Origin of the sequence: Pseudomonas fragi, from assembly GCF_002269505.1 — a bacterium.
GTDB lineage: Bacteria > Pseudomonadota > Gammaproteobacteria > Pseudomonadales > Pseudomonadaceae > Aquipseudomonas > Aquipseudomonas fragi_D.
In genome coordinates, this window is record NZ_NQKQ01000013.1 from 97,580 (window position 1) to 120,221 (window position 22,642).

At 61.5% G+C, this 22,642-nt stretch carries 20 protein-coding genes; 8 read left to right on the forward strand and 12 right to left on the reverse strand.

What is annotated here, in order from left to right; translation table 11 throughout:
• Positions 1 to 59: 59 nt before the first annotated feature.
• The 10 genes from CJU81_RS13585 to CJU81_RS13630 form a co-directional block, all read right to left on the reverse strand.
• A complete protein-coding gene (locus CJU81_RS13585) occupies positions 60 to 1,418 on the reverse strand; it encodes an 8-oxoguanine deaminase (protein WP_095037053.1) in 1,359 nt (452 codons plus the stop codon).
• 574 nt (positions 1,419 to 1,992) lie between these two features.
• Positions 1,993 to 3,696 (reverse strand): amidase, encoded by a 1,704-nt coding sequence (locus CJU81_RS13590; RefSeq protein WP_095037054.1) that lies wholly within the window; start codon positions 3,694 to 3,696, stop codon positions 1,993 to 1,995.
• 93 nt (positions 3,697 to 3,789) lie between these two features.
• Positions 3,790 to 5,061, reverse strand: coding sequence for an OprD family porin (locus CJU81_RS13595; RefSeq protein WP_095037055.1), 1,272 nt, complete (start codon positions 5,059 to 5,061; stop codon positions 3,790 to 3,792).
• 62 nt (positions 5,062 to 5,123) lie between these two features.
• On the reverse strand, positions 5,124 to 6,317 hold the full coding sequence (gene mhpT, locus CJU81_RS13600) for a 3-(3-hydroxy-phenyl)propionate transporter MhpT (protein ID WP_095037056.1): 1,194 nt from the start codon (positions 6,315 to 6,317) through the stop codon (positions 5,124 to 5,126).
• A gap of 141 nt (positions 6,318 to 6,458) precedes the next feature.
• A complete protein-coding gene (dmpG, locus tag CJU81_RS13605; protein WP_046808984.1) occupies positions 6,459 to 7,469 on the reverse strand; it encodes a 4-hydroxy-2-oxovalerate aldolase in 1,011 nt (336 codons plus the stop codon).
• A 10-nt stretch (positions 7,470 to 7,479) separates the two neighbouring features.
• Positions 7,480 to 8,418 (reverse strand): acetaldehyde dehydrogenase (acetylating), encoded by a 939-nt coding sequence (locus CJU81_RS13610; RefSeq protein ID WP_095037057.1) that lies wholly within the window; start codon positions 8,416 to 8,418, stop codon positions 7,480 to 7,482.
• A gap of 32 nt (positions 8,419 to 8,450) precedes the next feature.
• The gene (gene mhpD, locus CJU81_RS13615) at positions 8,451 to 9,257 is read right to left on the reverse strand and encodes a 2-keto-4-pentenoate hydratase (protein WP_095037084.1); all 807 of its coding nucleotides are present in this window, start codon (positions 9,255 to 9,257) and stop codon (positions 8,451 to 8,453) included.
• Positions 9,258 to 9,271: 14 nt separating this feature from the next.
• Entirely contained in the window at positions 9,272 to 10,141 is an 870-nt protein-coding gene (locus tag CJU81_RS13620) for an alpha/beta fold hydrolase (RefSeq protein WP_095037058.1), read from the reverse strand.
• A gap of 17 nt (positions 10,142 to 10,158) precedes the next feature.
• Positions 10,159 to 11,112 (reverse strand): 3-carboxyethylcatechol 2,3-dioxygenase, encoded by a 954-nt coding sequence (mhpB, locus tag CJU81_RS13625; protein WP_095037059.1) that lies wholly within the window; start codon positions 11,110 to 11,112, stop codon positions 10,159 to 10,161.
• A gap of 1 nt (position 11,113) precedes the next feature.
• The gene (locus CJU81_RS13630; RefSeq protein ID WP_095037060.1) at positions 11,114 to 12,772 is read right to left on the reverse strand and encodes a bifunctional 3-(3-hydroxy-phenyl)propionate/3-hydroxycinnamic acid hydroxylase; all 1,659 of its coding nucleotides are present in this window, start codon (positions 12,770 to 12,772) and stop codon (positions 11,114 to 11,116) included.
• Positions 12,773 to 12,912: 140 nt separating this feature from the next.
• Here CJU81_RS13630 and CJU81_RS13635 point away from each other — a divergent pair, with 140 nt between their 5' ends.
• Positions 12,913 to 13,701: a DNA-binding transcriptional regulator gene (locus CJU81_RS13635; RefSeq protein ID WP_095037061.1), complete on the forward strand. Its 789-nt coding sequence runs from the start codon at positions 12,913 to 12,915 to the stop codon at positions 13,699 to 13,701.
• Positions 13,702 to 14,797: 1,096 nt separating this feature from the next.
• Here CJU81_RS13635 and CJU81_RS13640 read toward each other — a convergent pair.
• Complete coding sequence (locus CJU81_RS13640) at positions 14,798 to 15,067, reverse strand: hypothetical protein (protein ID WP_048351816.1); 270 nt, start codon at positions 15,065 to 15,067, stop codon at positions 14,798 to 14,800.
• A gap of 519 nt (positions 15,068 to 15,586) precedes the next feature.
• Complete coding sequence (locus tag CJU81_RS13645) at positions 15,587 to 16,456, reverse strand: LysR family transcriptional regulator (protein WP_095037062.1); 870 nt, start codon at positions 16,454 to 16,456, stop codon at positions 15,587 to 15,589.
• A 154-nt stretch (positions 16,457 to 16,610) separates the two neighbouring features.
• On the opposite strand from CJU81_RS13645, the gene CJU81_RS13650 reads away from it, so the two are divergent.
• From CJU81_RS13650 to CJU81_RS13680, 7 genes are all read left to right on the forward strand, one after another.
• Positions 16,611 to 17,648, forward strand: coding sequence for an amino acid ABC transporter substrate-binding protein (locus tag CJU81_RS13650; RefSeq protein WP_095037063.1), 1,038 nt, complete (start codon positions 16,611 to 16,613; stop codon positions 17,646 to 17,648).
• A gap of 13 nt (positions 17,649 to 17,661) precedes the next feature.
• Positions 17,662 to 18,816: an amino acid ABC transporter permease gene (locus CJU81_RS13655; protein ID WP_095037064.1), complete on the forward strand. Its 1,155-nt coding sequence runs from the start codon at positions 17,662 to 17,664 to the stop codon at positions 18,814 to 18,816.
• A gap of 2 nt (positions 18,817 to 18,818) precedes the next feature.
• Entirely contained in the window at positions 18,819 to 19,916 is a 1,098-nt protein-coding gene (locus CJU81_RS13660; protein ID WP_095037065.1) for an amino acid ABC transporter permease, read from the forward strand.
• Positions 19,913 to 20,689: an amino acid ABC transporter ATP-binding protein gene (locus CJU81_RS13665; protein WP_095037066.1), complete on the forward strand. Its 777-nt coding sequence runs from the start codon at positions 19,913 to 19,915 to the stop codon at positions 20,687 to 20,689. Before CJU81_RS13660 ends, CJU81_RS13665 begins: the two co-directional genes overlap by 4 nt.
• Positions 20,686 to 21,645 (forward strand): isoaspartyl peptidase/L-asparaginase family protein, encoded by a 960-nt coding sequence (locus CJU81_RS13670; RefSeq protein ID WP_095037067.1) that lies wholly within the window; start codon positions 20,686 to 20,688, stop codon positions 21,643 to 21,645. Before CJU81_RS13665 ends, CJU81_RS13670 begins: the two co-directional genes overlap by 4 nt.
• Before the next feature lie 65 nt (positions 21,646 to 21,710).
• On the forward strand, positions 21,711 to 22,016 hold the full coding sequence (locus CJU81_RS13675) for an NIPSNAP family protein (protein ID WP_095037068.1): 306 nt from the start codon (positions 21,711 to 21,713) through the stop codon (positions 22,014 to 22,016).
• A 31-nt stretch (positions 22,017 to 22,047) separates the two neighbouring features.
• Positions 22,048 to 22,458: an SRPBCC family protein gene (locus CJU81_RS13680; RefSeq protein ID WP_095037069.1), complete on the forward strand. Its 411-nt coding sequence runs from the start codon at positions 22,048 to 22,050 to the stop codon at positions 22,456 to 22,458.
• Positions 22,459 to 22,642: the final 184 nt, after the last annotated feature.

The following is a 22,642-nucleotide window of genomic DNA, read 5'->3' on the forward strand; positions in this document are numbered from 1 at the left end:
ACAGCACGTTCTCAGTTGCATCCGTTGAGCCCGCTCAGGCACTCAACGGCCTGAAGGGGTTATTCGCCGCTGACCAACTGGTGGGCCAGCCGGTTGTGTCGCTCCACCACCCGCGGCAGGTCGACGGTGGTGAGGTGGCCGTCTTTGACCACCACGCGGCCATTGATCACGCTGGTATGGACGTGGGTCGGGGTACAGAACACCAGGGCTGCCAGCGGATCGTGATGGGCCCCGGCATAGGCCAGATGGCCCAGGTCGAAAGCGACAAAATCCGCCACCATGCCAGGTGCCAGTGCACCAATATCATTGCGGTTAAGCACCTTGGCGCCCCCCAATGTGGCAATTTCCAGTGCCTCGCGAGCAGACATCGCATCGGGGCCAAACCCGACCCGCTGCAACAGCAGGGCCTGGCGTACCTCACCAATCATGCTGGCGCCATCGTTGGACGCCGAACCGTCTACCCCCAGCCCCACCGGCACGCCGTGGTCGCGCATCCTGCGAATCGGCGCGATTCCCGAAGCCAGGCGCATGTTCGAACACGGACAGTGGGCAACCCCGGTGCCGGTGCGCGCGAACAGCTCAATGCCGTGCTGATCGAGTTGTACGCAATGGGCGTGCCAGACATCGGGGCCGACCCAGCCCAGGTCTTCGGCGTACTCGGCGGGAGTCATGCCGAACTTCTCGCGGCTGTAGGCGATGTCACTGACGTTCTCGGCAAGGTGGGTGTGCAGCGATACCCCGTACTCGCGGGCGAGCACTGCGGCCTCGCGCATCAGGTCGCGGCTGACCGAGAAGGGCGAGCAGGGCGCCACGACCATGCGCAGCATCGAGCCATGGCGGGGGTCGTGGTAGTCCTCGATCAGACGCTGGGACTCTTTGAGAATATGGCTTTCTTTCTCAACCACCGAGTCGGGCGGCAAACCGCCCTGGCTACGGCCCACACTCATGCTCCCGCGTGCGGCGTGAAAGCGCATGCCGATCTCGGCGGCGGCATGGATGCTGTCGTCCAGCTTGCAGCCGTTGGGGTAGATATACAGATGGTCACTGGAGGTTGTGCAGCCGGAGAGAATCAGCTCGGCCATCGCCGTTTGGGTCGAAACCGCGATCATTTCCGGCGTCAGTCGCGCCCAGATTGGATACAAATTGTTAAGCCAGTTGAACAGCTCGCCGTCCTGGGCTGCCGGCACAACGCGGGTAAGGCTCTGGTACATATGGTGGTGGGTGTTGACCAGGCCCGGGATAACCACCTTGCCGGTCATGTCCAGAATCACGTCGGCCTGTTGCGGCAGGGATTCGCTGGGGCCGACCTGCTTGATCAGGTTGTCTTCGATAAACAGGCCACCGCGCCTGATTTCCCTGCGTTCACCATCCATTGTGACCAGAAGTTCGGCGTTTTTGACCAGTAAAGTCTTTGCCATGGGTATTCCTCTTCCGTTTGGAGTTTGCTTTCAACGTAACGCGGTTGCAGGCATCGGTTTTCGGCTTGAGCCAAGCCCTGGCAGCCGGATGCAGCATGGCTGTACAGGGGCGCTCGGTTCACTGGCACACCCATGGGCGCAGTGAATGTGCGATGACATGCGCCGGTAAGGCGCGGTGCATTGAAGCTGCATGGTGGTTGACCGTGGCAATACGCAGCGGCGATTGCCGGTGTCGTAGGCGCGCAACGATGTAACCAGAATTGGTTATTATTGTATACAACTAAAAATGCAGTGTTGTTATCGATTGTGACCGGGGACTGGCCAGGGGAAGGATTTGCTGGCGTCTGGAAATTCGATCAGGGCCGGGGGGGTGCAGGTGTGTACGGGGGCGGGTTATGTGGGAGCGAGCCTGCTCGCGATGCAGGCGACGCGGTCTTTCGGGCAAATTGCAGGGATGACTTTGCGAGCAGGCTCGCTCCCACAGTAATGGCGGTGTGTTTTTACTTTTGCTGCTGCCACGCGGTGTGAGGGCGGGATCTGTGCGCGGCGTTGCTCACAGATCCCGCCCATTCCATCACGTCAACGGTGGCGTACGCGGCGGGATCATGCGTTTGCTGCCGGTTGCCTCAAATGCCGAAGCAAAGCGCAGCAACGCCGAATCATCATAGGCGCGACCGGCAAATGTCAGCCCCACCGGCATGCCGATATCGGCCATTACGCCCATGGGCACGGTCACGGTAGGTACGCCCAGATGGCGGATGGCGAGATTGCCGTTGGCCACCCAGACTCCGTTGCTCCAGGCGATATCCGCCGACGCCGGGTTCACATCCGCATCTGCCGGGGCCACATCGGCCACGGTCGGGAACAGCACCGCATCCAGACCCAGGCGGTCCATCCAGTCTTCCAGGTCGATACGCCTGGTTTTTTCAAGGCCGCGCAGGCCGTCTGGCACGCTACTGATCTGATCCCACGGGGTAATGCCGCGCTGGGCCATGCGCACGTATTCATCCATGCCTGCCGCCAGTTCGTCTTCACGGTTGGGCAGGGTGCCCGGGTCGTGAGGGAAAATCAGCGGCCCATCAACGTCGGCCAACCGGTTGAGTTTCGGGTCACCGTTGGCGCGCAGAAAATCATCGAACGCCCATGCGGACAACTCCCAAAGCTCGTCATGCATAAACGCTTTGGACACCAGCCCGCGGGTAAACACGGTTGGCGCGCCGGGGCGATCGCCTTCGCAGTTGGAGACCAGCGGGAAGTCCACTTCAATCACTTCGCCGCCCTGGGCTTCGATGGCCTTGCGCGCGGCTTGCCACAGGTCGATCACCGAGGCGCGGGTGATGATGCGCTGCCCGGTCGGGCCGCCGATGCCCGGTGCTTCGGCGGTGCCCGCTTCAGGGTCGGCATTGATATACATGCGCGGTACGCCAAAGCGTTTTCCGGCCAGCGCTTCGCTGCCGGCATTGAGTTGTGCATAGGAGGCCGGACGCACCGAAGCCACACTCGGGATCGGTACCCAGGGCTGCAGGCGCCACAAGTCTCCACGGGTATCAGTATCTTCAGCGACTACCACATCGAGCACTTCGAGCAGGTCGGCCATGGTGCGGGCAAAGGGCACCACCACGTCCATGGTTGGCGTCAGCGGCCAGTTGCCGCGCACCGAAATCACTCCGCGTGAAGGGGTGTAGGCGCACAGACCGTTGTTGGACGCCGGGCCGCGCCCGCTCGACCAGGTTTCTTCCGCCAGGCCGAAGGCCGAAAAGCTGGCTGCCGTGGCAGTGCCTGCGCCGTTGGACGAGCCGGAGGCGAAAGGTGCTGTCAGGTAGTTGGCGTTGTACGGGCTTTCGGCACGGCCATAGACCCCGCGCTGCATGCCGCCGTTGGCCATGGGTGGCATGTTGGTCTTGCCCAGGCAGATGGCACCGGCACCGCGCAGGCGTTCAATGGTGAACGCATCACGGTATGCCACCAGGTCCTTGAAGGCGGGGCTGCCCGACGCGGCCGTCAGGCCCTTGACCAGGTAACTGTCCTTGGCGGTGTAGGGGATGCCGTCCAGCGGGCCGAGGGTCTGGCCCTTGGCACGGCGGGCATCGGAGGCCTGCGCCTCGCTCAGCACCTGGGGGTTGCGCACCACTACCGCATTGAGTGCGGTTGGCGTGTCAGCCGTGTCGTAGGCGTCGATCCGCGCCAGATAAGCCTGTACCAGTTCTACCGCCGTGGTCTGGCCGGATTCGAGCGCGGCGCGCAGTTGGGCTATGGACACCTCGGTGACTTCAATCATGGGCTTACCGCTTGAGGACAATGGGAAACCGCAGAGCTTAGCGAAACTCCTGCCTGCACAGCCAGCCCATGTCGCATCTGTGGTCGCAAATAGTCACCACCATTTCCAGGTGTAATCGATATTGAGCCGCAGCTCGTTGTCATCGCGGTGGCTGGCCTGGGCGGTGAAGTCGTTGCGGTACCAGGCGTTGCGCAGGCGCAGCGACAGATCCTTGAGCGGGCCGCTTTGCAGGACATACCAGACCTCGATGTCTTTTTCGCTCTCGCTCAGGTTCGAGCCGCCAAACCTGGCCAGCTCGATATTGTCGCCACTCACGTAGCGCAGCATGCCGTTGAGGCCCGGCGCGCCCATCCCGGCAAAGTTGTAGTCATAGCGCACCTGCCAGCTGCGTTCCTTGGGGTTGAGGAACTCGGAACTGAGGGTACCTTCAGTGATCACCAGCGGTTCGGTGCCAAACAGATACGGCATGGCAGTCTTGCCAGTCAGTTGCATATAGCCGGCGCCGAATTTATGGGCGCCCAGGCTGTAGGTCAGCATCAGTGCGGCATTGCGGTTGTCCACCGTCCCGGCTTTGGCTGCGCCGTCTTCGCCAGTGACAAACAGGCGAAAATCGCTTTTCAGGCTACCGGGACCCATCGGGCGATTGTCGACAAAGCCGTAAAAATCCTTGCGGTACAGCTGCGCCAGTTCAGCGTGGTAGTACTTGAGAGTTAGGTGCGGTGACCAGGCATAGTCGCCGCCGATAAACATAAAGCGGTTGGACTCGGCCGCACCATTGAAGCGGCCATTGGGCGAGCCCACCGACATTTTCTGGTAGTCGGTTGAGTCGCGCAGGTTGATGCGGTCCAGCCAGCCGACGTGCAGCGTCAGTTGATCGATGTCCTGGGACTTCAGATACGCGCCGCGAAACGTTTGCGGCAGCAAGCGGGTAGGGCTGGCGAATGCGATCGGCAAAAAGGTGCTGATGGTGCCCAGTTGCAGCTCGCTTTTCGAGACGCGGGCCTTGGCTGTCAGCCCCAGCTCCGAGTACTCATCGGCAGGTTCGCGGGTGGTGGCGTTGTAGGGCAGCAGGCCGGTGCCAGTGCGGGCGCGTGAGGAGTCCAGGCGCACACCGAGCAAGCCTTGCGCGTCCAGGCCAAACCCGACCGGACCTTCGGTGTAGCCCGAGCGCAGGTTGAGGATAAACCCCTGTGCCCATTCCTGGGCAGCCGCCTGGGGCGTTGCATTGACGTAGTTGCGATCGAAGTAATAGTTGCGCATCACCAGGTCAGCGTGGCTGTCATCGATAAAGCCGCTGGCCAACGCAGGCCCCATGGATAAAACGCAGGTGCAGGCGCTGAGCGCCCGAAGAACAGTCTTGAGCATGGCAGGTTCACTTTTATTGTTATGGGGGGTGGAGCACTGCGCGCCTCTCGGCGCGCAGGTTGTCAGTCGGGTGATGCTGCGTTGCGCCGCACCGACAGGTAAAACATGGCCACGGCCGCAATCACGATGCCTGGTGCTGACGCCAGCATCACCCCGGCGGTGCCGGTGCCCAGCGCGAGCATCTTGCCGGCCACCAAGGGGCCGCTCATGGCTCCGAGGCGACCGATGGCCACCGCGCTGCCCACGCCCGTGGCGCGTATCGAGGGGCGATAGAAATGCGGTGCCAGGGCGTAGAGCACGCATTGGCCTCCGGTGGCAAAAAAACCGGCAATAAAGCCCGCCGCCAGCATGCCCGGCAGATGGCTCGCCAACCCAAGGGCGGTCAGTGAAACCAGGATGCCCACATAGATCAGTGCCGACAGGGCCCAGGCGGGCAGGCGGTCCATGACCCAGCCCAGAAACAGGGTGCCGGCCGCTGCGCCAATTTGCAGGGCAAGCATCACCCAGCTGGCCTGGCGTCCGGTGAAACCCTGGCCGATCACCAGGCTCGGCAGCCAGTTGATCAGGATGTAGACCACCATCAGGGTAAAGAAATAGCTGACCCAGATCAGCGCAGTCGGCAGTGCCGCGCCCTCGCGAAATAAACCCTGAACCACACCGATGGGCGCCTCGCCCTGAACGTTGCGAAATTGCTGCGACTCGGGAAGGTAGAGCCCCAGCAGCGGCACGATCAACAGCGGCACCACGCCACCGACGTAGAACACCACTTGCCAGCCACCGGCCAGGTCGGCGATGCCGATCAGGGCGGCCAGCGCGGCGCCCAAAGGCACGCCGCAATACATCAGGCTTACTGCCGTACCGCGCAAGCGCGGGCCAGCCACTTCGCTGGTGAGGGCGATCAGGTTGGGCAGGGCGGCGCCAAGGCCAACGCCGGTGAGGCAGCGTGCGACCAGCAGGCTGTTAAAGTCCCAGGCCAATGCGGTGGCAAGGGAGAACACCCCGAACAGTCCCACCGAGGCCATCAGCACTCGTTTGCGGCCAATGCGGTCGGCCAGCCAGCCGCCCGCAAATGCGCCGGGCAACAGGCCGAAAATTCCGGCGCTGAACACCCAGCTCATGTGTAATTTATCCAGTTCGAACGCGGCAGCCATGCCTTGAGCAGCAATCCCTGCGGCCTGTAGATCGAGGCCTTCCATGAGGGCAACGAGAAAACACAGGCCGATGGTGCGGGCCATTTGCAGATTGAGTGAAGTCATGGGCTGTACCCGTTTTATTGTTGTTATGGACGAAGCAGCGTTAACCCCTGTTTCTGTGGGTGCAGGCAACGCGGTCCGTCAGGTAAACCGCGTTGCCTGCATCGCGAGCAAGCCCGCTCCCACAAGGGGATAAGGAAGGCTTTAGCGTTTGAGCAGGTCCAGCGCCACGTCGACGATCATGTCTTCCTGACCGCCCACCATCCGCCGCTTGCCCAGTTCGACCAGGATGTCCAGGGTCTTGAGGCCGTACTTGGCCGCAGCGATTTCGGCGTGGCGCAAGAAGCTCGAATACACCCCGGCATAACCCAGCGCCAAGGTCTCGCGGTCGACCCGCACCGGGCGATCCTGCAACGGTCGGACGATGTCATCCGCGGCATCCATCAGCGTGTAAAGGTCCGTGCCGTGGTTCCAGCCCAGACGCTCGGCGGCGGCGATAAACACTTCCAGCGGCGCATTGCCGGCCCCGGCCCCCATGCCCGCGAGGCTGGCATCGATCCGGTCGCAGCCTTCTTCAACCGCCGTAATCGAGTTGGCCACGCCCAGCGACAGGTTGTGGTGGGCATGCATGCCGGTTTCGGTTTCAGGCTTGAGCACGGCCTTGAACGCACGGAAGCGATCGCGAATGTCCTGCATGTTCATCGCTCCGCCCGAGTCGGCCATGTACACGCAGGTCGCGCCGTAGCTCTCCATCAGTTTGGCCTGGGCCGCCAGCTGCTCGGCAGGGATCATGTGGCTCATCATCAAAAAGCCGACAGTGTCCATACCCAGTTCACGGGCGTATTCGATGTGCTGCTTCGATACGTCGGCTTCGGTGCAATGGGTGGCAATGCGCACCACCCGTGCCCCGGCGTTGTACGCGGCCTTGAGGTCGTGAACCGTGCCGATGCCGGGCAACAGCAGGGTGGTGATTTTTGCGTGGCTGATCACGTCCGCCGCCGCTTCGATCCATTCCAGATCGGTATGGGAGGCAAAACCGTAGTTGAAGCTTGAACCTTGCAGACCATCGCCGTGGGCCACTTCGATGGCGTCGACGCGGGCCTTGTCCAGGGCGCGGGCGATGTCCTGCACGTTCTGCAACGAGTACTGGTGGCGTACCGCATGGCTGCCGTCACGCAGGGTAACGTCGCTGATGTAGATCTTTTTACCGTTCATGGTTTTCCCCTCAGGCGTTGAGCATCGACAGCGCCATGCGCTCGGCGGTGGCCAAGGCTGCGGAGGTCATGATGTCGAGATTTCCGGCGTAGGCCGGCAGGTAGTGGGCGGCGCCTTCGACTTCCAGAAACACCGAAGTCTTGAGCCCGGAAAATCTGCCCAGCCCGGGAATGGTCAGCGGCCTGTCTTCAGGGATTAGGTCGAACTGCACGCGTTGCTTGAGGCGATAGCCCGGCACATAGGCTTGCACGGCTGCCGCCATTTCGACGACAGACGCCTCGACCAGGGCCTGGTCTGCGGCTTCGCTGAGCACAAAAACGGTGTCGCGCATCATCAGCGGCGGCTCGGCAGGGTTCATCACAATGATCGCCTTGCCCTTGGTTGCGCCGCCAATCACTTCGATGGCCCTGGAGGTGGTTTCGGTGAACTCGTCGATATTGGCTCGGGTGCCGGGGCCGGCAGATTTACTGGCAATCGAAGCGACGATTTCGGCGTAATGCACCTTGGCCACACGGGACACGGCGGCGACCATCGGAATGGTTGCCTGGCCGCCACAGGTCACCATGTTGACGTTCAGCTGGCCCAGGTTCTGCTCCAGATTGACCACCGGTACACAGTACGGGCCGATGGCCGCGGGGGTGAGGTCAATCAGGCGGATGCCGGGTTTGATCCCGCGCAGAAAAGCGTCGTTCTTGACATGGGCTCCGGCCGATGTGGCATCGAACACGAAGTCGATGTCCTTGAACACGTCCATGCGCGTCAGGCCTTCAACGCCTTCGTGGGTGATTGCAACGCCCATGCGCGCAGCACGGGCCAGACCGTCGGAGGCCGGGTCGATGCCGACCATTGCGCCCATTTCCAGGTGCCGGGCGTTGCGCAGGATTTTGATCATCAGGTCGGTGCCGATATTGCCGGAGCCGATGATGGCGACCTTGAGTTTCTTGTTCATTATTGTTGCCTCAGTTGCACGCAAGTCGCCGATTACTCGGCGCTGCTGTGTTGCGAGAAGTCCACACCGACACTGCCGATGCCTTCGATATGCGCGTCGAAACGATCACCGGCGGCCACGGCCACCATCGGCCCCAGTGCGCCGGTCAGGATGATGTCGCCCGCTTGCAGCGGATTGCCCAGGCGCGCCATGGTGCAAGCCAGCCACACGGCCGCATTGAGCGGATGGCCCAGGCATTGCGCGCCGCTGCCACTGGACACTTCTTCACCATTGCGGGTCATGCGCATGCCCGCATTGCGCAAGTCCAGCCCTTCGAGGCTGCGGGCCGGGCCGCCGAGCACGTAGCAGCCGCTGGAGGCGTTATCGGCCACCGTATCGACAAAGCGGATGTTCCACTGCTGCACGCGGCTGCCGACGATTTCCAGGGCCGGCACCACCCAGCCGGTGGCGGCCATGACTTCGTCGAAGGTGGTGTCGGGGTGGGGCAAGTCATGTTTGAGGATCAAGGCGATTTCCGCCTCGATCTTGGGTTGCAACACGCGATCGATGGGTACGGTCTGGTTGTCGCCATAGCACATGTCGGCGAACAGGGTGCCGAAGTCCGGTTGGTCCACGCCCAGCTGCGCTTGCACTTTGGGGTTGGTCAGGCCGATTTTTCGGCCCACTACCCGGCGCCCATTGGCGACGCCGTGGGCGACATTGAGCTGCTGGATGGTGTAGGCGGCTGTCGCGTTGTCTTCACCGATCAGCTCGCGCAGGGGGGCGATGGCGCTGCCGTGGGTTTCGGCGTGGCGCAGGTCGGCGGCCAGTTGGGCCAGTGTTTCGGGAGTCGGGTTCATGGCGGTCTCGGTCATCAGTGGGTCAGGAAGTCCAGCACCATGCGGTTGAAGGTGTCGGCGTGTTCCCATTGCGCCCAGTGGCCGCAGCGGTTGAACACGTGCAACTGCGCGTTGGGCAGCCCTGCCAGCAGGCGCAAGCCGGTATCCATTGGCACAAAGCGGTCTTCGCGCCCCCAGACCAGCAGTGTTTCGGCGCTGATTTCGTGCAAGCGATGGCTGAAGTCGGGGAACTGCTTGGGATTGAGGGTGCTGCTTTTGACGAAGTTTTCCAGGTGGTCGCGGCGCGCCAGGAGGTTATCCAGACGGGTCTGGAACAGTTCTTCGGTCAGGCTGCTGGTGTCGAAAACGAAGACGCTCATCATCTTCTTCAGGTTCTCGATGGTCGGCTCGCGGTACAGCGCACCGATCAGTTTGATGCCTTCGGTGGGCTGGGGCACAAATGCGCTCGGACCGCCGGTGCCGCCGCCCATGAGGATCAGTTTGCCGATGCGCTCGGGGTTTTCCAGAGCGAAGGCCACGGTGCTGTGGGCACCCATCGAGTTGCCGATGATGTGCACCCGGTCAAGGTCCAGCACATCGAGCAGACCCTTTAGCGCCGACGCATTGAGGTTGGAGCGTGAACCTTCGCTCACCACCGGGTCGCTTTTGCTCCAGCCCGGGCAATCGAGCAGGATCACCCGGTAACCGGCAGTCACTAGTGGTTCGATGTTGCGGTTGAAGTTGGCCCAGCCGCTGGCGCCGGGCCCGGAGCCGTGGAGCATGACCACGGTCTCGGCACCCTGGCCGACGTTGTTGTAGTGCAATTGCAGATCCAGGTCGCCTTCCTTGATGCGGGCAAAGCGGCTGGTCGAGGCTTCAGTGAATACGCTGGCAGTGGCAGTCATGGCAGAGTTCCTTGAATTCAAAGGGGCTGGGTCAGCGGCTGCGCGCCTAGGGCGCCGAAGCCTGCAATCCATTCGGGAATCGGGCGGTAGTAGCGGCCTTCGGTTTGGTAGGGGCCAAAGGCGGACAAGGCGGCGAATGCGGCGACCCAGGTTTTCACCTCGTGGGTCGATTTGCCGGCGAGCGCCGACAGCGCGTCATTGCCCAGTGCATCGAGGTCGCTCAAGCGGCCTTGCTCCAGCGTGTCGAGAAACTGCTGGTCCCAGACCGGGTTGAGCGGGTGCAGGCTGTTCTGGTCTTCGACGAAGTGCCGGGCGGCCTGGATGACCCGTTGCTGGCGTGCGGCGCGTTCATCGGCGGGCAATTGGCGGCCGCTGCCCATCAAGCGGTCGGCCATGCGGGCATCGACCTTGGCCAGCTCTGGCACCGGGGGCTGATGGGACAGGCCTCCGGACGCCAGGAACAGCACGCGCAGGTCCAGTGATCTGGCCCACTGGCCGATGGCCTCGCCCAGCAGTCGTGCCCGCTTGAAACCGGGCAGGGGCACCGCCACCGAATTGATGAAGACCGGAATCACCGGGCAGGTGCGCAACCCGCCCAGCAACAGTTCCAGGGGTTGGGCAAAGGCATGATCGACTTGCATTCGGTAGGACACGGCGGTGTCGATACCCGCCTCCATAACGGCTTGGGCGCAGGCTTCGGCCAGGGCTTTGGGTACGTCGAGAGGGCCGGCGGCGGTGTCGAAATCACCAATGGCATCGGCGGCCATGCCAATGCAAAAAGGCGGCATGACGTCGTAGAAAAAACCGTTGTAGTGATCGGGCCCCAGGAGCACGATCAGTTGCGGGTCGAAGCGGGCGATGCGTTCGCGGGCATCGCGGATCATGCAGTCGACTTCGGCCAGCACTTCGGGGGCCGGGTCGACGTAGCCCACCAGCGGCGTGTGTGACAAACAGTGCAAATAGGCGCTCATCTCAAGCCACCTTGCTGACGACTGGCGTCACCTGGATGTGTGGTTGCGTGTTGAGCGCCAGGGCCAGTTCATTGCAGGCCTTGCCGAGGGTTTGCGGTGTGGCCAGCCCGGCGAGGAAGCGATCAGGGCGCAGCAGGGCAATGGACGATGAGCCGCGGGCGAACCACTCGCGCAGGCGGCCAGTGCTGTCGCCGACCCGAATCACGTCGTTGCCGGCGTCGCTCGGGGCCCTGAGCTGGACATCCGGCAGCACTTGAATAAACCGCGTGCCCAGGGTTTTCCATTGCGCAATCTGCGCCGCCGTCAGGCCCCAGGTCGGGTCGCAGCCCCAGGCAACAATGGCGAAATTCTCACCGATCACTTCATCGAGGAGCACGGTCGCGCCGGCGTCGGTCAGCACCTTGGGCTGAATGAACATCTTGCCCACCGGCGAGCCTTTTTCGCTCGGCACGATCAGGGCGCCACGGGTGTATTGCGGCATGGGCTTGAAGCGCATCTCGACGAAGTAGCGTTTGACCGGCGGCACATAGTTGAGCAGCCACGACACGCCATCGCGCAGGGTGCCCTGCCAGCGCTTGGGGGGGGCCAGTACGTGGCCGGCCAGTACCGAGAGGTCGATCATGGCCTTGACGTGATCCCGGCGCTCCAGCTCATAGCTGTCGAGCAGGCGGTCACTGGCCAGGCCCTTGATCACCCGTGACAGTTTCCAGGCCAGGTTGGAGGCATCGCGCATGCCGCTGTTGTAACCCTGGCCTTGCCAGACCGGCATGATATGCGCGGCATCCCCGGCCAGCAGTACCCGGCCCTGGCGGAAGCGACCTGCGAGGCGGGCGTTGTGGGTATAGACGCGACTGCGAATCAGCTCGATGCGGTCCGGGTCCGGCAGCACCTTGGCCAGCAGCTTGCGCATGTTTTCGGGCTTGCTCAGCTCGGCTTCGGTCTCGCCGGGCATCACCATAAACTCAAAGCGGCGCACGCCGTGGGGCAGGGCGGCGGACACGTACGGGCGCACCGGGTCGCAGCACAGGTACACATGGGGCGTGCTCAGGGGGTCGTTGGCGATATCCACCACGATCCACTGATTGGGCGCAGTCTTGCCCTCAAAACTGATGTCCAGGCTGCGCCGCACCAGGCTGTTGCCGCCATCGCAGCCAATCAGGTACTTGGCCTGCAGGCGTTCGCTGCGACCCTCGGCGTTTTTCAGTGTGAGTTGCACACCGCTGTCGCTTTGCTCGAAGCCTTCGAGTTCGCGGCCGAACAGCACCTTGACGTTGTCAAAGCGTTGCAGGCCTTCGAACAGCACGCGGTCAGCCAGCGGCTGAATAAAGGCGTTACGGCGGGACCAGCCGAACTCATCGGTCTTGGGCTGAATGTCTGCAAAGCAGCGACCATTGGGCGTCATGAAGCGCATCGCATGCCAGGGCGTGGTGTGCGGCAGCACGTCATCAGCAAGGCCGACGGCCTGGAATGTGCGCAGGCTTTCGTCGTCCAGACCAATGGCGCGCGGGTAGTCGATCAGGCTGTCGAGCTTTTCCACCAAGGTGACGTTTACACCACATTGGCCCAGGTAATTGGCGATCATCAGCCCGACAGGACCCGCTCCGACAATGGCGATATCGGTGCTCAGGTCCAGGGTGGAAGCAGTGGGTGCAGAACTCATGGGTATCTCCGTTCAGCGCTTTTTTTGGATTTCTTGTTGGGCGCAGTATGGAAATCGCGAAGCTGGTGGACAACGACAACCCTTGCTAGGGTGCACCCAGTGCACATCCTTGATTTACCGATAAAAATAATGGAAAACACATGAGCGAAACCGAATACAAGGCCGTGCGGGGCCTGATGCGCGGGCTATTACTGATCAACGGTCTCAACCGTTTCGACGGGGGCGCCAGTACCGCTCAGTTGGCCGAGCAGAGCGGTTTGCACCGCACGACCGTGCGTCGTTTGCTGGAGACGTTGCAGGCCGAAGGCTACGTGCGCCGCAGTGAATCGGATGACAGCTACCGGTTGACCCTGAAGGTGCGTGAGCTGAGCGAAGGCTTTCGCGATGAACAGTGGATTTCTTCGATTGCTGCGCCCTTGCTGGGTCAATTGCTTCAGCAAGTGGCCTGGCCCACCGACCTGTCTACCCTGGATGGCGACGCGATGGTGATTCGCGAAACCACTCACCGTTTCAGTCGCCTGTCGTTTCACCGTTCGATGGTGGGGCGCCGCTTGCCCTTGCTGATGACCGCGACCGGGCGGGCGTACTTTGCGTTTTGCCCGCCAGCCGAGCGGGAAGAATTGATCGAGTTGATGATCAGTCGGGGCGACTCGCAGTCGGCGCTGGCAGCGGATCGCCGATTCGTCGAGCGACTGGTAGAGCACACACGCAGCAAGGGCTATGGCGAAAACAACGCGCACTGGGGAGAAGAGCGCAAGATCGCGGCGATTGCGATCCCGGTGATGCATGAGGAGCGGGTGATGGGTTGCCTGAACCTGGTGTATATCGCCAGGGCCATGCCGGTCGAGGAAGCTGCACGGCGCTTTTTACCGGCGATGCAGGAGGTGGTGGGAAAGATTCAGGCTGGGCTGAGCGCAGACAAACTGTAGCCGCTGAGGAGCGCAGCGAGGCTGCGATGGGCAGCCCTCGCATTCTCAGACAGACCGGGTGTGCAGGGTTTGCGAGCGCTGCGCGCCCCGACGCAGCCTCGTTCTACTCGTCAGCGGCTTGTCTGTTGGCGCTAAAACGTTTTGCGCAAGGTTCTGTAGCGTCTGCGATGGATTTTGCTTTTGCTTTTGCTTTTGCTTTTGCTTTTGCTTTTGCTGGAGCCACACGTATGTCCAGACGACGCGAATGCCCATCACAGAAGGCCGAACGCAGGTGCTGTTATGGGGGTGGCGCGGCAGGACGCCGCGCCAGCCGCGATGGGCCATGGATGGCCCGTCGCGGCGTGCCCCCATGACAGTGCCGGAGTGAGGGAACCACCGAGCCTGGGCGAGGCGGCCGTATGGTAGGGCAAGCCTTTTTGGTTACTTTTTCGGCGTCTGGAAAAAGTGACCCGCCGTAAGGGCGGAACCCGTAGAAAGTCGTGACACATCGAATAGATATGTACTCGGCATCGCTGCGGGCGCATCGCAAAACAACTGGCACACTGGGTACATATCCGGCATCCGCAGTTAACTGAAATGATGGTTTCGCTCTTACAGCGAGTCACTTTGCAAAAGCGGCAAAGTAACCAAAGCGCTTTCGCCCCTGCGTACGGCCTTCGCTGCGCTCAGGTGTCCCTCGCTCCGGTCCCGCTCCGTGGGCCCGCCGTGACGGGCCATCCCTGGCCCAACACGGCTCTCCCGGCATCCATGCCGGTCGACCCACTACGCAGAACCTCCTCTCGGCCTCCCGAAGGGGCGGGCAGATCAAAAGCACTGCCCGCCGAGGCGGCCGACCGGCCGGCCTGGTTGGTGGGGTGCATTCACGATCCGTAGCAGCTGACGAGCCGTGCGAGGCTGCGTTCGGCTTGGTGCGCCACTGCGACGTAGCAGTCGTAAAGTCAGCTTCCTCGGTTAATCAGGCATACCGCGTGTACCTGTTTTGCGACCGCTGCGCGATCGAACGCAGCCTCGTTCTACTCGTCAACTGCTACGTAGAGGGATAGACGACGAATCCTGTAGACGCAGCCATCGTAAAACCCTGCACTGGGGTGTTTTTCTATGCAGGCTGCAATCGCCAACCCAACACATTCAACACGTCACAACCATCTCGCAGTAGCAGCGCAGCAGCCGTGGCCAGATGTTTGAGATCAACCGAATCTGCCTGCTGCAATTCTCGGCTGGAGAGTGTTTCCATAAGTTGGGTTGCCGCCAGCATGCGGGCCACGGCGTTGGCGTGAAGCACATCGAGGGGCGTATTGCGGTCGATAAATAAGGCGGGGATGGTGCAGTCGATGGCGGTTAACGGAATAAATGGATGTTGAGTCATAAGTGATGCTCCTGGAAGGGTATTTGAGCCAGCTTATTTCGTCGCCAAACGAAAACAGGTGGCCGCTGTACGCGGGTTGGCGAACCGGTGATCCAGGAAACCCGGCAGACCCGAAGATCTCCCACGTACAGCTGCCATAAAGCAGTGCGAGCAAAATACACGCTTAGCCATATTTAACAACCACACGTTAACTGGATACTGCCAGGTCGCCAAACCCGGTCGCCTTATCGGCGAGGGCTGACTATAGGCGTCGTGCCGATACCTCAGCAATTGGCAAACCTGTGCGAAAAATCCTGAAAGTTCGTAGTGGGGCTGGTGTTGTGCGGGGCCGCGATTGGGGGGCATTGGTGATAACTGGCAGGCCGGGTACATATCCGGCATGCATGTCTAACTGGAATATGGGTTTCGCTCTTACAGCGAGTCACTTTGCAAAAACGGCAAAGTAACCAAAGCGCTTTCGCCCCTGCGTACGCCTGTCGCCGGTGCGCAGCGGTCCCGAGATCTTTACACGTTCTTTGTCTACAACCGCTGCCAGAGCGCTTCGGCCTGGGGGTTACGGTTGTCCCGCCAGCGCACCAGGATCACTTCCAGATGGTCGGACTCCATATCCGGGTACAAGCGCACCAGTTCACCGCGCTCAATCAGCGGCGCCACCATGCTGTGGGGCATGCACGCCACCCCCTGGCCGCTGGCGACCATCGGTTTGAGTGCCTCGGACACCGTGGCCTCGAATACCTGCAGCAAACGTTGAGGCTGGGGGTGACGGTTGATCTGGGTGCGCGACAGTTCATGCAATTGCGCACTGCGCGAGTAACTGAGCAGTGGAATCGGTTCATCGGTCTGCGCGCAATGCGCCGCCAGTGCCGGAGTGGCCACCCAGTACAACTCGTCATGGCCCAGGGACTTGACCTCGAATTCGCTCTGGCGCGAGTAGGGCGCCGTCTTGGTATCACGGTAGAACAGGATGAAATCGCAACGCCCGGACATGAGCGCCATGTAGTAGTCGTCGGTGCTGCGATAACCCGTGTCGATACGGGTAAAAAGCGGCGATTGCGGGCTGTTCAACTGGCTGATCCAGCCCGGGAAGAAGTTGCAGGCAAGGGTGTGCAGCGAGGCGAAGGTCAGTGGCCGGTTGAGCACCTTGACGCTCTGTTCACAGTCGCGGGCCATGCGCACCAGTTCCACGGCATTGGGCAACAACGCCTCACCGGCGGCCGTCAGGCGTACCGGGTTGCGCTCACGGTCGATCAGGGTTGCACCCAGATGCGCTTCGAGCAATTGAATGCGCCGGCTCAGGGCCGATTGTGAGGAGCCGCGCATGCTCGCCGCCGCCGTGAACTTGCCGGTATCGGCCAGGGCAAGAAAATCTTCATACCAGTCGATGTTCATAGGGTTATTCCAATATTCGATAGCTCGTCCAGCATAGTGGATCAATTGCCGCTATCCGGGCCATGCCGCTGTCTTTATTGTGCTCCTCAACCGCCACCTGCCGTTGGACTGTGGTTGACAGGCATAACAAGAAGAATTTTCAAGGGGCAATGATATGCATAAATTGAATAGGGCCAAGCTTTTACTGGGTGCTCCGCTGTTGGCACTGCTGTTGACCGGTGCCCAGGCCGCCCAGGCAGGTGTGCTGGAGAAGGTCAAGGCGCATGGCAGTGTGCGCTGCGGGGTCGCGGGCGACAAACCGGGCTTTTCGCTGATTGATGACAAGGGCCGCTGGACCGGCATGGACGTGGATCTGTGCCGCGCCGTGGCCGCGGCCGTGCTGGGGGATGCGGACAAGGTCGAGTACCTGACCACCACCGCAAAAAACCGCTTTACCGCCCTGGCCTCCGGGGAGATCGATATTCTGTCGCGGGCCGCCTCCTGGACCGCTGAGCGCATCGCCAACCTGGGCGTGGACTTCACCACCGTGTGGTTTTACGACGGCCAGGGCTTTATGACCCACGCCGCCGACGGTATCCAGAAACTCACTGACCTGGACGGCGCCACTTTCTGCCTGTCACCGGGTACCACCTCCGAGCAAAACCTGGAAGATTATTTCGGTCGCCGTGGCCTGACTTACAAAACCGTGGTCATCGAAAAAAGCCCCGAGCTGTACGCCGCTTTCCAGCGCGGCCGCTGTAACGCCATTTCCAATGATTCTTCGGGGCTGGCAGCGCGCCTGGCGCTGATGAACAACCCCAAGGACTATGCGCTGTTGCCCGAGGTGATTTCCAAGGAGCCGCTGGGTGCCTTCGTCGCTCAAGGTGACACGGTGTGGCGCAATATCGTGACCTGGACCGCTTACGCGCTGATGACCGGCGAAGAGCTGGGCGTGACCTCGGACAACGTCGACGAGTTGCGTGGCAATAAGACCGCATCCACTGATATCGCCCGCTTGCTGGGCACGGAAGGCACCATCGGCAAGTCCTTTGGCCTGGACAGTGACTGGGCGTATCGCGCCCTCAAGCAAGTCGGCAACTACGCGCAAATCTATGAGCGCAACCTCGGCCAGCAGACGGCATTGAATATTCCGCGCGGTCTCAACCGCAGCTGGAAAGACCATGGCCTGATGTACGCGCCGCCGATTCGCTGAGGGGAGTTCTGTCATGTCGACCCATCGTTCGCCCAACCTGCGCCTGTCGAGCGTGCTGCAGCAGGGGCTGGTACTGGCTCTGGTTGGCGCAGTGTTTTACCTGCTCTCCAGCAACGCCGCGCTGAACCTGAAGAACCTCAATATCGCCTCGGGGTTCGGTTTTCTGTCCCAGCGCGCCGGTTATGACATCAGCTTCTCGCTGATTGATTACACCCCGGATGCAACCTATGCCCGCGCCTATCTGGTGGGCTTGCTCAACACCTTGCTGGTGTCGGTGCTGAGCATTGTGCTGGCGACCTTGCTGGGAGGTGCGCTGGGCATGGCGCGCGTCTCGGAGAACTGGCTGATCAAGCGCCTGAGCGGCACCTGCATCGAATTTTTGCGCAACGTCCCGTTGGTGGTGCATCTGGTCTGGTGGTACGGGCTGGTCTTGGCGCTGCCCGGAGTCAAGCACTCGGCCTCGCTGTTTGGCGTGGTGTTTTTGAACAATAACGGCCTCAACCTGCCGTGGCTCGAACAGGGCAGCGTAGTCGGCTGGGGGCTCTTTCTGATGCTGCTGGGCACCTTGCTGGCTTATGTGTTCTGCCGCTTGAAAGAAGCGCGCGGGCCGTGGCGCGGATTTGCCTCCAGGCGCTGGCCCGCGCTGCTGGCCGGAGCGGTGCTGCTGCCCTTGCTGGTGTACGCCCTGAGTGACGCCCATGTGCAATGGGAAGTGCCGGTGCAGCGCGGTTTCGGGTTCAAGGGCGGGATCACTCTGGTGCCGGAAATGCTCGCGCTGTGCCTGGCCCTGTCGTTTTACAGCGCCAGTTACATCGCCGAGATCGTACGTGGCGCGATTGAATCTGTGCATCGCGGCCAGTACGAAGCGGCCAGGGCACTCGGCTTCACATCCGGCACTACCCTGCGCCAGTTGATCGTGCCGCAGGCCATCTATCCGATGATTCCGCAGATCACCAACACCTATCTGAACATCGTCAAGAACTCCTCGCTGGGGGTGGTCATCGGCTTTATGGAGCTGGTCTCGTCAACCGGCGGCACCACCCTGAACCAGACCGGCCAGGCCATCGAATGTATCGCGCTGGTGATGGGCACCTACTGTGCAATCAGCCTGGTGATCTCGTTGGCGATGAATATCTATAACCACCGTATTGGCCAGAGGGGGCACTGAACATGACCGCAATGAATCATGCACTGGCAGTGCCGCTGGCACCGCCGCGCTTGCCCCGGCTACAGCGTGCCCTGGCCTGGAGCCGCAGCCACCTGTTCCCCAGCGTGGGCCATGGGCTGCTGACCCTGAGCGTACTGGCACTGCTCTGCTGGTGTGTGCCCGCGGCGCTGAACTGGCTGGTATTTGATGCCACCTTCGTCGGCAGCAGCGCCAAAGACTGCAACCCCGGCGGCGCTTGCTGGCTGCCGATTACCCAGCGCTGGAACCTGTTCGTATACGGCTTCTACCCGCAGGCTGAACAGTGGCGGGTAAGCCTGGCACTGATGCTGGCAGGGGCAGCGTTTGTCTTGCTGTTTTTCAAGCGCCTGGACCGACGCCTGCTGCTGGGGTATCTGGCATTGCTGCCGATTGTGATGTGGTGGTTGCTCAAGGGCGGTGCCGGTTTGCCCGAGGTGTCTTCGACCAAATTCGCCGGGATGCTGGTCACGGTGTTCCTGGGCACCGCAGGGATGATCTTTGCCTTGCCGCTGGGGATTTTGCTGGCTCTGGGCCGGCGCTCGAAATTGCCCGTGGTGCGTATGCTCTGCGTGCTGTACATCGAGCTGGTGCGCTCGGTGCCGGTGATCTCGCTGCTGTTTATGGCCTCGCTGATGATCCAGTTGTTCCTGCCGCCAGACTCGGCCTTCGACATCCTGCTGCGGGTGCAACTGGTATTGATCCTGTTTACCGCCGCCTACATGGCCGAGACCCTGCGCGGCGGTCTGCAGAACCTGCCCAAGGGGCAGTACGAAGCGGCAATGGCGCTGGGTTTTGGCTACTGGAAAACCATGGGCCAGATCATCCTGCCGCAAGTGCTCAAGCAGTCCATAGCGCCTTTGCTCACCCAGTTTATCGGCCTGTTCAAAGAGACCACGCTGGTAATGATCGTGGGCGTGCTGGACATCGTCGGCATCGCCATGAGCACTGCCGTCGCCCCGGAATGGGTTGAGTATGGCCACGAAATCTACGTCTTCCTGGCGATCTACTTCTTCGTCATCTGTTTTGCACTGTCGCGCTATGCCCGACACCTTGAACAACGTATGGAGCAAAGCCGCTCATGATCAGCAAACCCAAGGCTGATGCCGCCGCGATGGTGCGCATCGAACAATTGAACAAGTGGTTCGGCAATGCCCATGTGCTGAAGAACATCTCGCTGAATGTGCAGGCCGGGGAAAAAGTGGTGATCTGCGGGCCTTCGGGTTCCGGCAAATCGACCCTGATCCGTTGCATCAACCAGCTGGAGCAACACCAGCAGGGCCTGGTCGAGGTGCTGGGCGAGGAGCTCAACGGCAACCTCAGGGGGCTGGAGCGTATCCGCCGCCAGGTGGGCATGTGCTTCCAGCACTTCAACCTGTTCCCGCACCTCACGGTACTGAAAAACTGCACCTTGCCCCAGACGTCTAATCTGGGCGTGCCCGAGGCGCAAGCCATCGAGCGTGCGCTGGGCTTGCTGGACAAGGTCAAAATGCGCGACCACGCCAACAAGTTTCCGTCGCAGTTGTCCGGTGGCCAGCAGCAACGCATCGCCATCGCCCGGGCGCTGTGCATGCAGCCCAAAGTCATGTTGTTTGATGAGCCGACCTCGGCCCTGGACCCGGAAATGATCGCTGAAGTGCTGGACGTGATGACCGGCCTGGCCCAGGAAGGCATGACCATGATCTGCGTGACCCACGAAATGGGTTTTGCGCGCAAAGTGGCAGACCGGATCGTATTTATGGACCAGGGCGAGATCGTTGAAGAAGCGCCCCCCGAGCGGTTTTTCTCCGCCCCCGAGTCTCCCCGTACCCAACGTTTTTTGAGCCAGATAATCAATCACGGAGTGCATGCCCAATGACCCAATCCATTGCGATGGCCTTGCATGGCGGTGCCGGTGTGCTGATGCCCGGTGTCTTGACCCGCGAAGACGAACAGGCGATCCACGCCGCATTGCTGCAGGCGCTCAAGGCCGGTGTCGATGTGCTGGAAAAGGGCGGCAGCAGCCTGGATGCGGTACAGGCCAGTGTGGTTGAGCTCGAAGAGTGCCCCTGGTTCAACGCCGGCAAAGGCGCGGTGTTTACCCATGCCGGAGACCATGAACTGGACGCCGCGATCATGAATGGTGCCAACCGCGAAGCCGGTGCCGTGGCCGGTGTGCACCATGTGCGCAATCCGATCTGTGGAGCCCGTGCGGTCCTGGAACACAGTGAGCATGTGCTGCTGGCCGGTGCCGGGGCAGACTTGTTCCTGTCCGAACAGGCGGGTCTGGAACACGTCAGCAATGACTGGTACGACACGCCCTTGCGTCGTCGCCAGTGGGCTGCGCAACAGCAGCAGCCGGAGACGGTGTTGCTGGAGCCGGGAGGCGTGGAGAAAAAATTTGGCACCGTGGGTGCTGTTGCTCTGGATAGCCACGGCCATGTCGCAGCGGCCACCTCCACGGGTGGCATTACCAACAAGCGCTATGGCCGGGTGGGCGACTCGCCGCTGATCGGCTCCGGCACCTGGGCCGATGACCGCAGCGCGGCAATTTCGGCGACCGGGCACGGCGAGTTCTTTATGCGCACCGTGGTGGCTCACAACATCGCATCGCGCATTCGCCTGGTGGGTTCGAGCCTGGCTGACGCCTGCGAGCAAGTTGTGCAGGGCGAGCTCAAGGAGCTGGGTGGTAACGGCGGTGTGGTCGCCGTGACACCGGCTGGCGAGACCGTGCTGAGCTTCAATACGCCGGGCATGTACCGCGCCTGGCTGGATGCTGACGGCGGCCTGCACACGGCCATTTACGCCGAGGACGACTGCCTGCATCGACGTTGAGTGAATTGACCCGCGGGGCGGCTGGAGATTAGTCTCGATCTCCTTTCGCCCCGTGGAATGCATCGATGATCACCTGCTACCTGCGTTACGTGATTGACCCTTACCAACTGGCCGAATTCGAGGCCTATGCCAAAGTCTGGATCCCGCTGGTAGAGAAGTTCGGCGGCCAGCATCATGGCTACTTTCTGCCCTCGGAAGGTGCCAACAATATCGCCCTGGCCATGTTCACCTTCCCCAGCCTCGCAGCCTATGAAGACTATCGCGAGCGCTCAAAAACCGATGCCGAGTGCATTGCCGCGTTTAAACTGGCTGAAGACAATCGCTGTATCCTGAGTTACGAGCGCAGCTTTTTCAGGCCGGTTTTCGTGTAATCCCCCCATTTCTTCCAAGAGGCATGCCCCCATGGCAGCTGCATCCGCATTTATTGATATTCCCGTTTCAGCCGACCAGGTCTGGCAATTGATCGGTGGCTTTAACTCGCTGCCGGACTGGCTGCCCCTGGTTGCTACCAGTGAATCTGGTGAAGGCGGGCGCTTGCGCCATCTGCAGACCGTGGATGGCACGGTGATCGTTGAGCGCCTGCAAACATTCGACAATGCTGGCAAGACCTATAGCTACTCCATTGTCGAGGCGCCGTTCCCGGTGACCGACTACCTGGCGACCTTGCGCGTTGAAGCGCTGGGCGACGGCGCCCGTGTGACCTGGTCGGGCCAGTTCACCCCGGCAGGTGTGAGCACTGAAGCTGCCGAAGAACTGTTTGCCGGGGTTTATCAGGGCGGGCTGGCGGCGCTGAGCGGCAATTTCGCCGGCTGATTTGTTGTGGGAGCGGGCTTGCCCGCGATGGTATCGACGCGGTTCAACTGGCACACCGCATCGCCTGAATCGCTATAGCCCGTTTCCCATTAAATACAAGCGTAAAAGTGGGTTAAAACTACCCAGCTTCCGTGCAGTGATGGCCATTTAAAATCAACTAAATCTTAAAAACTGTGGCTATTTA

What these genes read in the sequence shown, in the direction of transcription:
- CJU81_RS13585 (WP_095037053.1), bottom strand. Translation starts at nt 1,418, where the DNA reads ATGGCAAAGACTTTACTGGTCAAAAACGCCGAACTTCTGGTCACAATG.
- CJU81_RS13590 (WP_095037054.1), bottom strand. Translation starts at nt 3,696, where the DNA reads ATGATTGAAGTCACCGAGGTGTCCATAGCCCAACTGCGCGCCGCGCTC.
- CJU81_RS13595 (WP_095037055.1), bottom strand. Translation starts at nt 5,061, where the DNA reads ATGCTCAAGACTGTTCTTCGGGCGCTCAGCGCCTGCACCTGCGTTTTA.
- mhpT (WP_095037056.1), bottom strand. Translation starts at nt 6,317, where the DNA reads ATGACTTCACTCAATCTGCAAATGGCCCGCACCATCGGCCTGTGTTTT.
- dmpG (WP_046808984.1), bottom strand. Translation starts at nt 7,469, where the DNA reads ATGAACGGTAAAAAGATCTACATCAGCGACGTTACCCTGCGTGACGGC.
- CJU81_RS13610 (WP_095037057.1), bottom strand. Translation starts at nt 8,418, where the DNA reads ATGAACAAGAAACTCAAGGTCGCCATCATCGGCTCCGGCAATATCGGC.
- mhpD (WP_095037084.1), bottom strand. Translation starts at nt 9,257, where the DNA reads ATGAACCCGACTCCCGAAACACTGGCCCAACTGGCCGCCGACCTGCGC.
- CJU81_RS13620 (WP_095037058.1), bottom strand. Translation starts at nt 10,141, where the DNA reads ATGACTGCCACTGCCAGCGTATTCACTGAAGCCTCGACCAGCCGCTTT.
- mhpB (WP_095037059.1), bottom strand. Translation starts at nt 11,112, where the DNA reads ATGAGCGCCTATTTGCACTGTTTGTCACACACGCCGCTGGTGGGCTAC.
- CJU81_RS13630 (WP_095037060.1), bottom strand. Translation starts at nt 12,772, where the DNA reads ATGAGTTCTGCACCCACTGCTTCCACCCTGGACCTGAGCACCGATATC.
- CJU81_RS13635 (WP_095037061.1), top strand. Translation starts at nt 12,913, where the DNA reads ATGAGCGAAACCGAATACAAGGCCGTGCGGGGCCTGATGCGCGGGCTA.
- CJU81_RS13640 (WP_048351816.1), bottom strand. Translation starts at nt 15,067, where the DNA reads ATGACTCAACATCCATTTATTCCGTTAACCGCCATCGACTGCACCATC.
- CJU81_RS13645 (WP_095037062.1), bottom strand. Translation starts at nt 16,456, where the DNA reads ATGAACATCGACTGGTATGAAGATTTTCTTGCCCTGGCCGATACCGGC.
- CJU81_RS13650 (WP_095037063.1), top strand. Translation starts at nt 16,611, where the DNA reads ATGCATAAATTGAATAGGGCCAAGCTTTTACTGGGTGCTCCGCTGTTG.
- CJU81_RS13655 (WP_095037064.1), top strand. Translation starts at nt 17,662, where the DNA reads ATGTCGACCCATCGTTCGCCCAACCTGCGCCTGTCGAGCGTGCTGCAG.
- CJU81_RS13660 (WP_095037065.1), top strand. Translation starts at nt 18,819, where the DNA reads ATGACCGCAATGAATCATGCACTGGCAGTGCCGCTGGCACCGCCGCGC.
- CJU81_RS13665 (WP_095037066.1), top strand. Translation starts at nt 19,913, where the DNA reads ATGATCAGCAAACCCAAGGCTGATGCCGCCGCGATGGTGCGCATCGAA.
- CJU81_RS13670 (WP_095037067.1), top strand. Translation starts at nt 20,686, where the DNA reads ATGACCCAATCCATTGCGATGGCCTTGCATGGCGGTGCCGGTGTGCTG.
- CJU81_RS13675 (WP_095037068.1), top strand. Translation starts at nt 21,711, where the DNA reads ATGATCACCTGCTACCTGCGTTACGTGATTGACCCTTACCAACTGGCC.
- CJU81_RS13680 (WP_095037069.1), top strand. Translation starts at nt 22,048, where the DNA reads ATGGCAGCTGCATCCGCATTTATTGATATTCCCGTTTCAGCCGACCAG.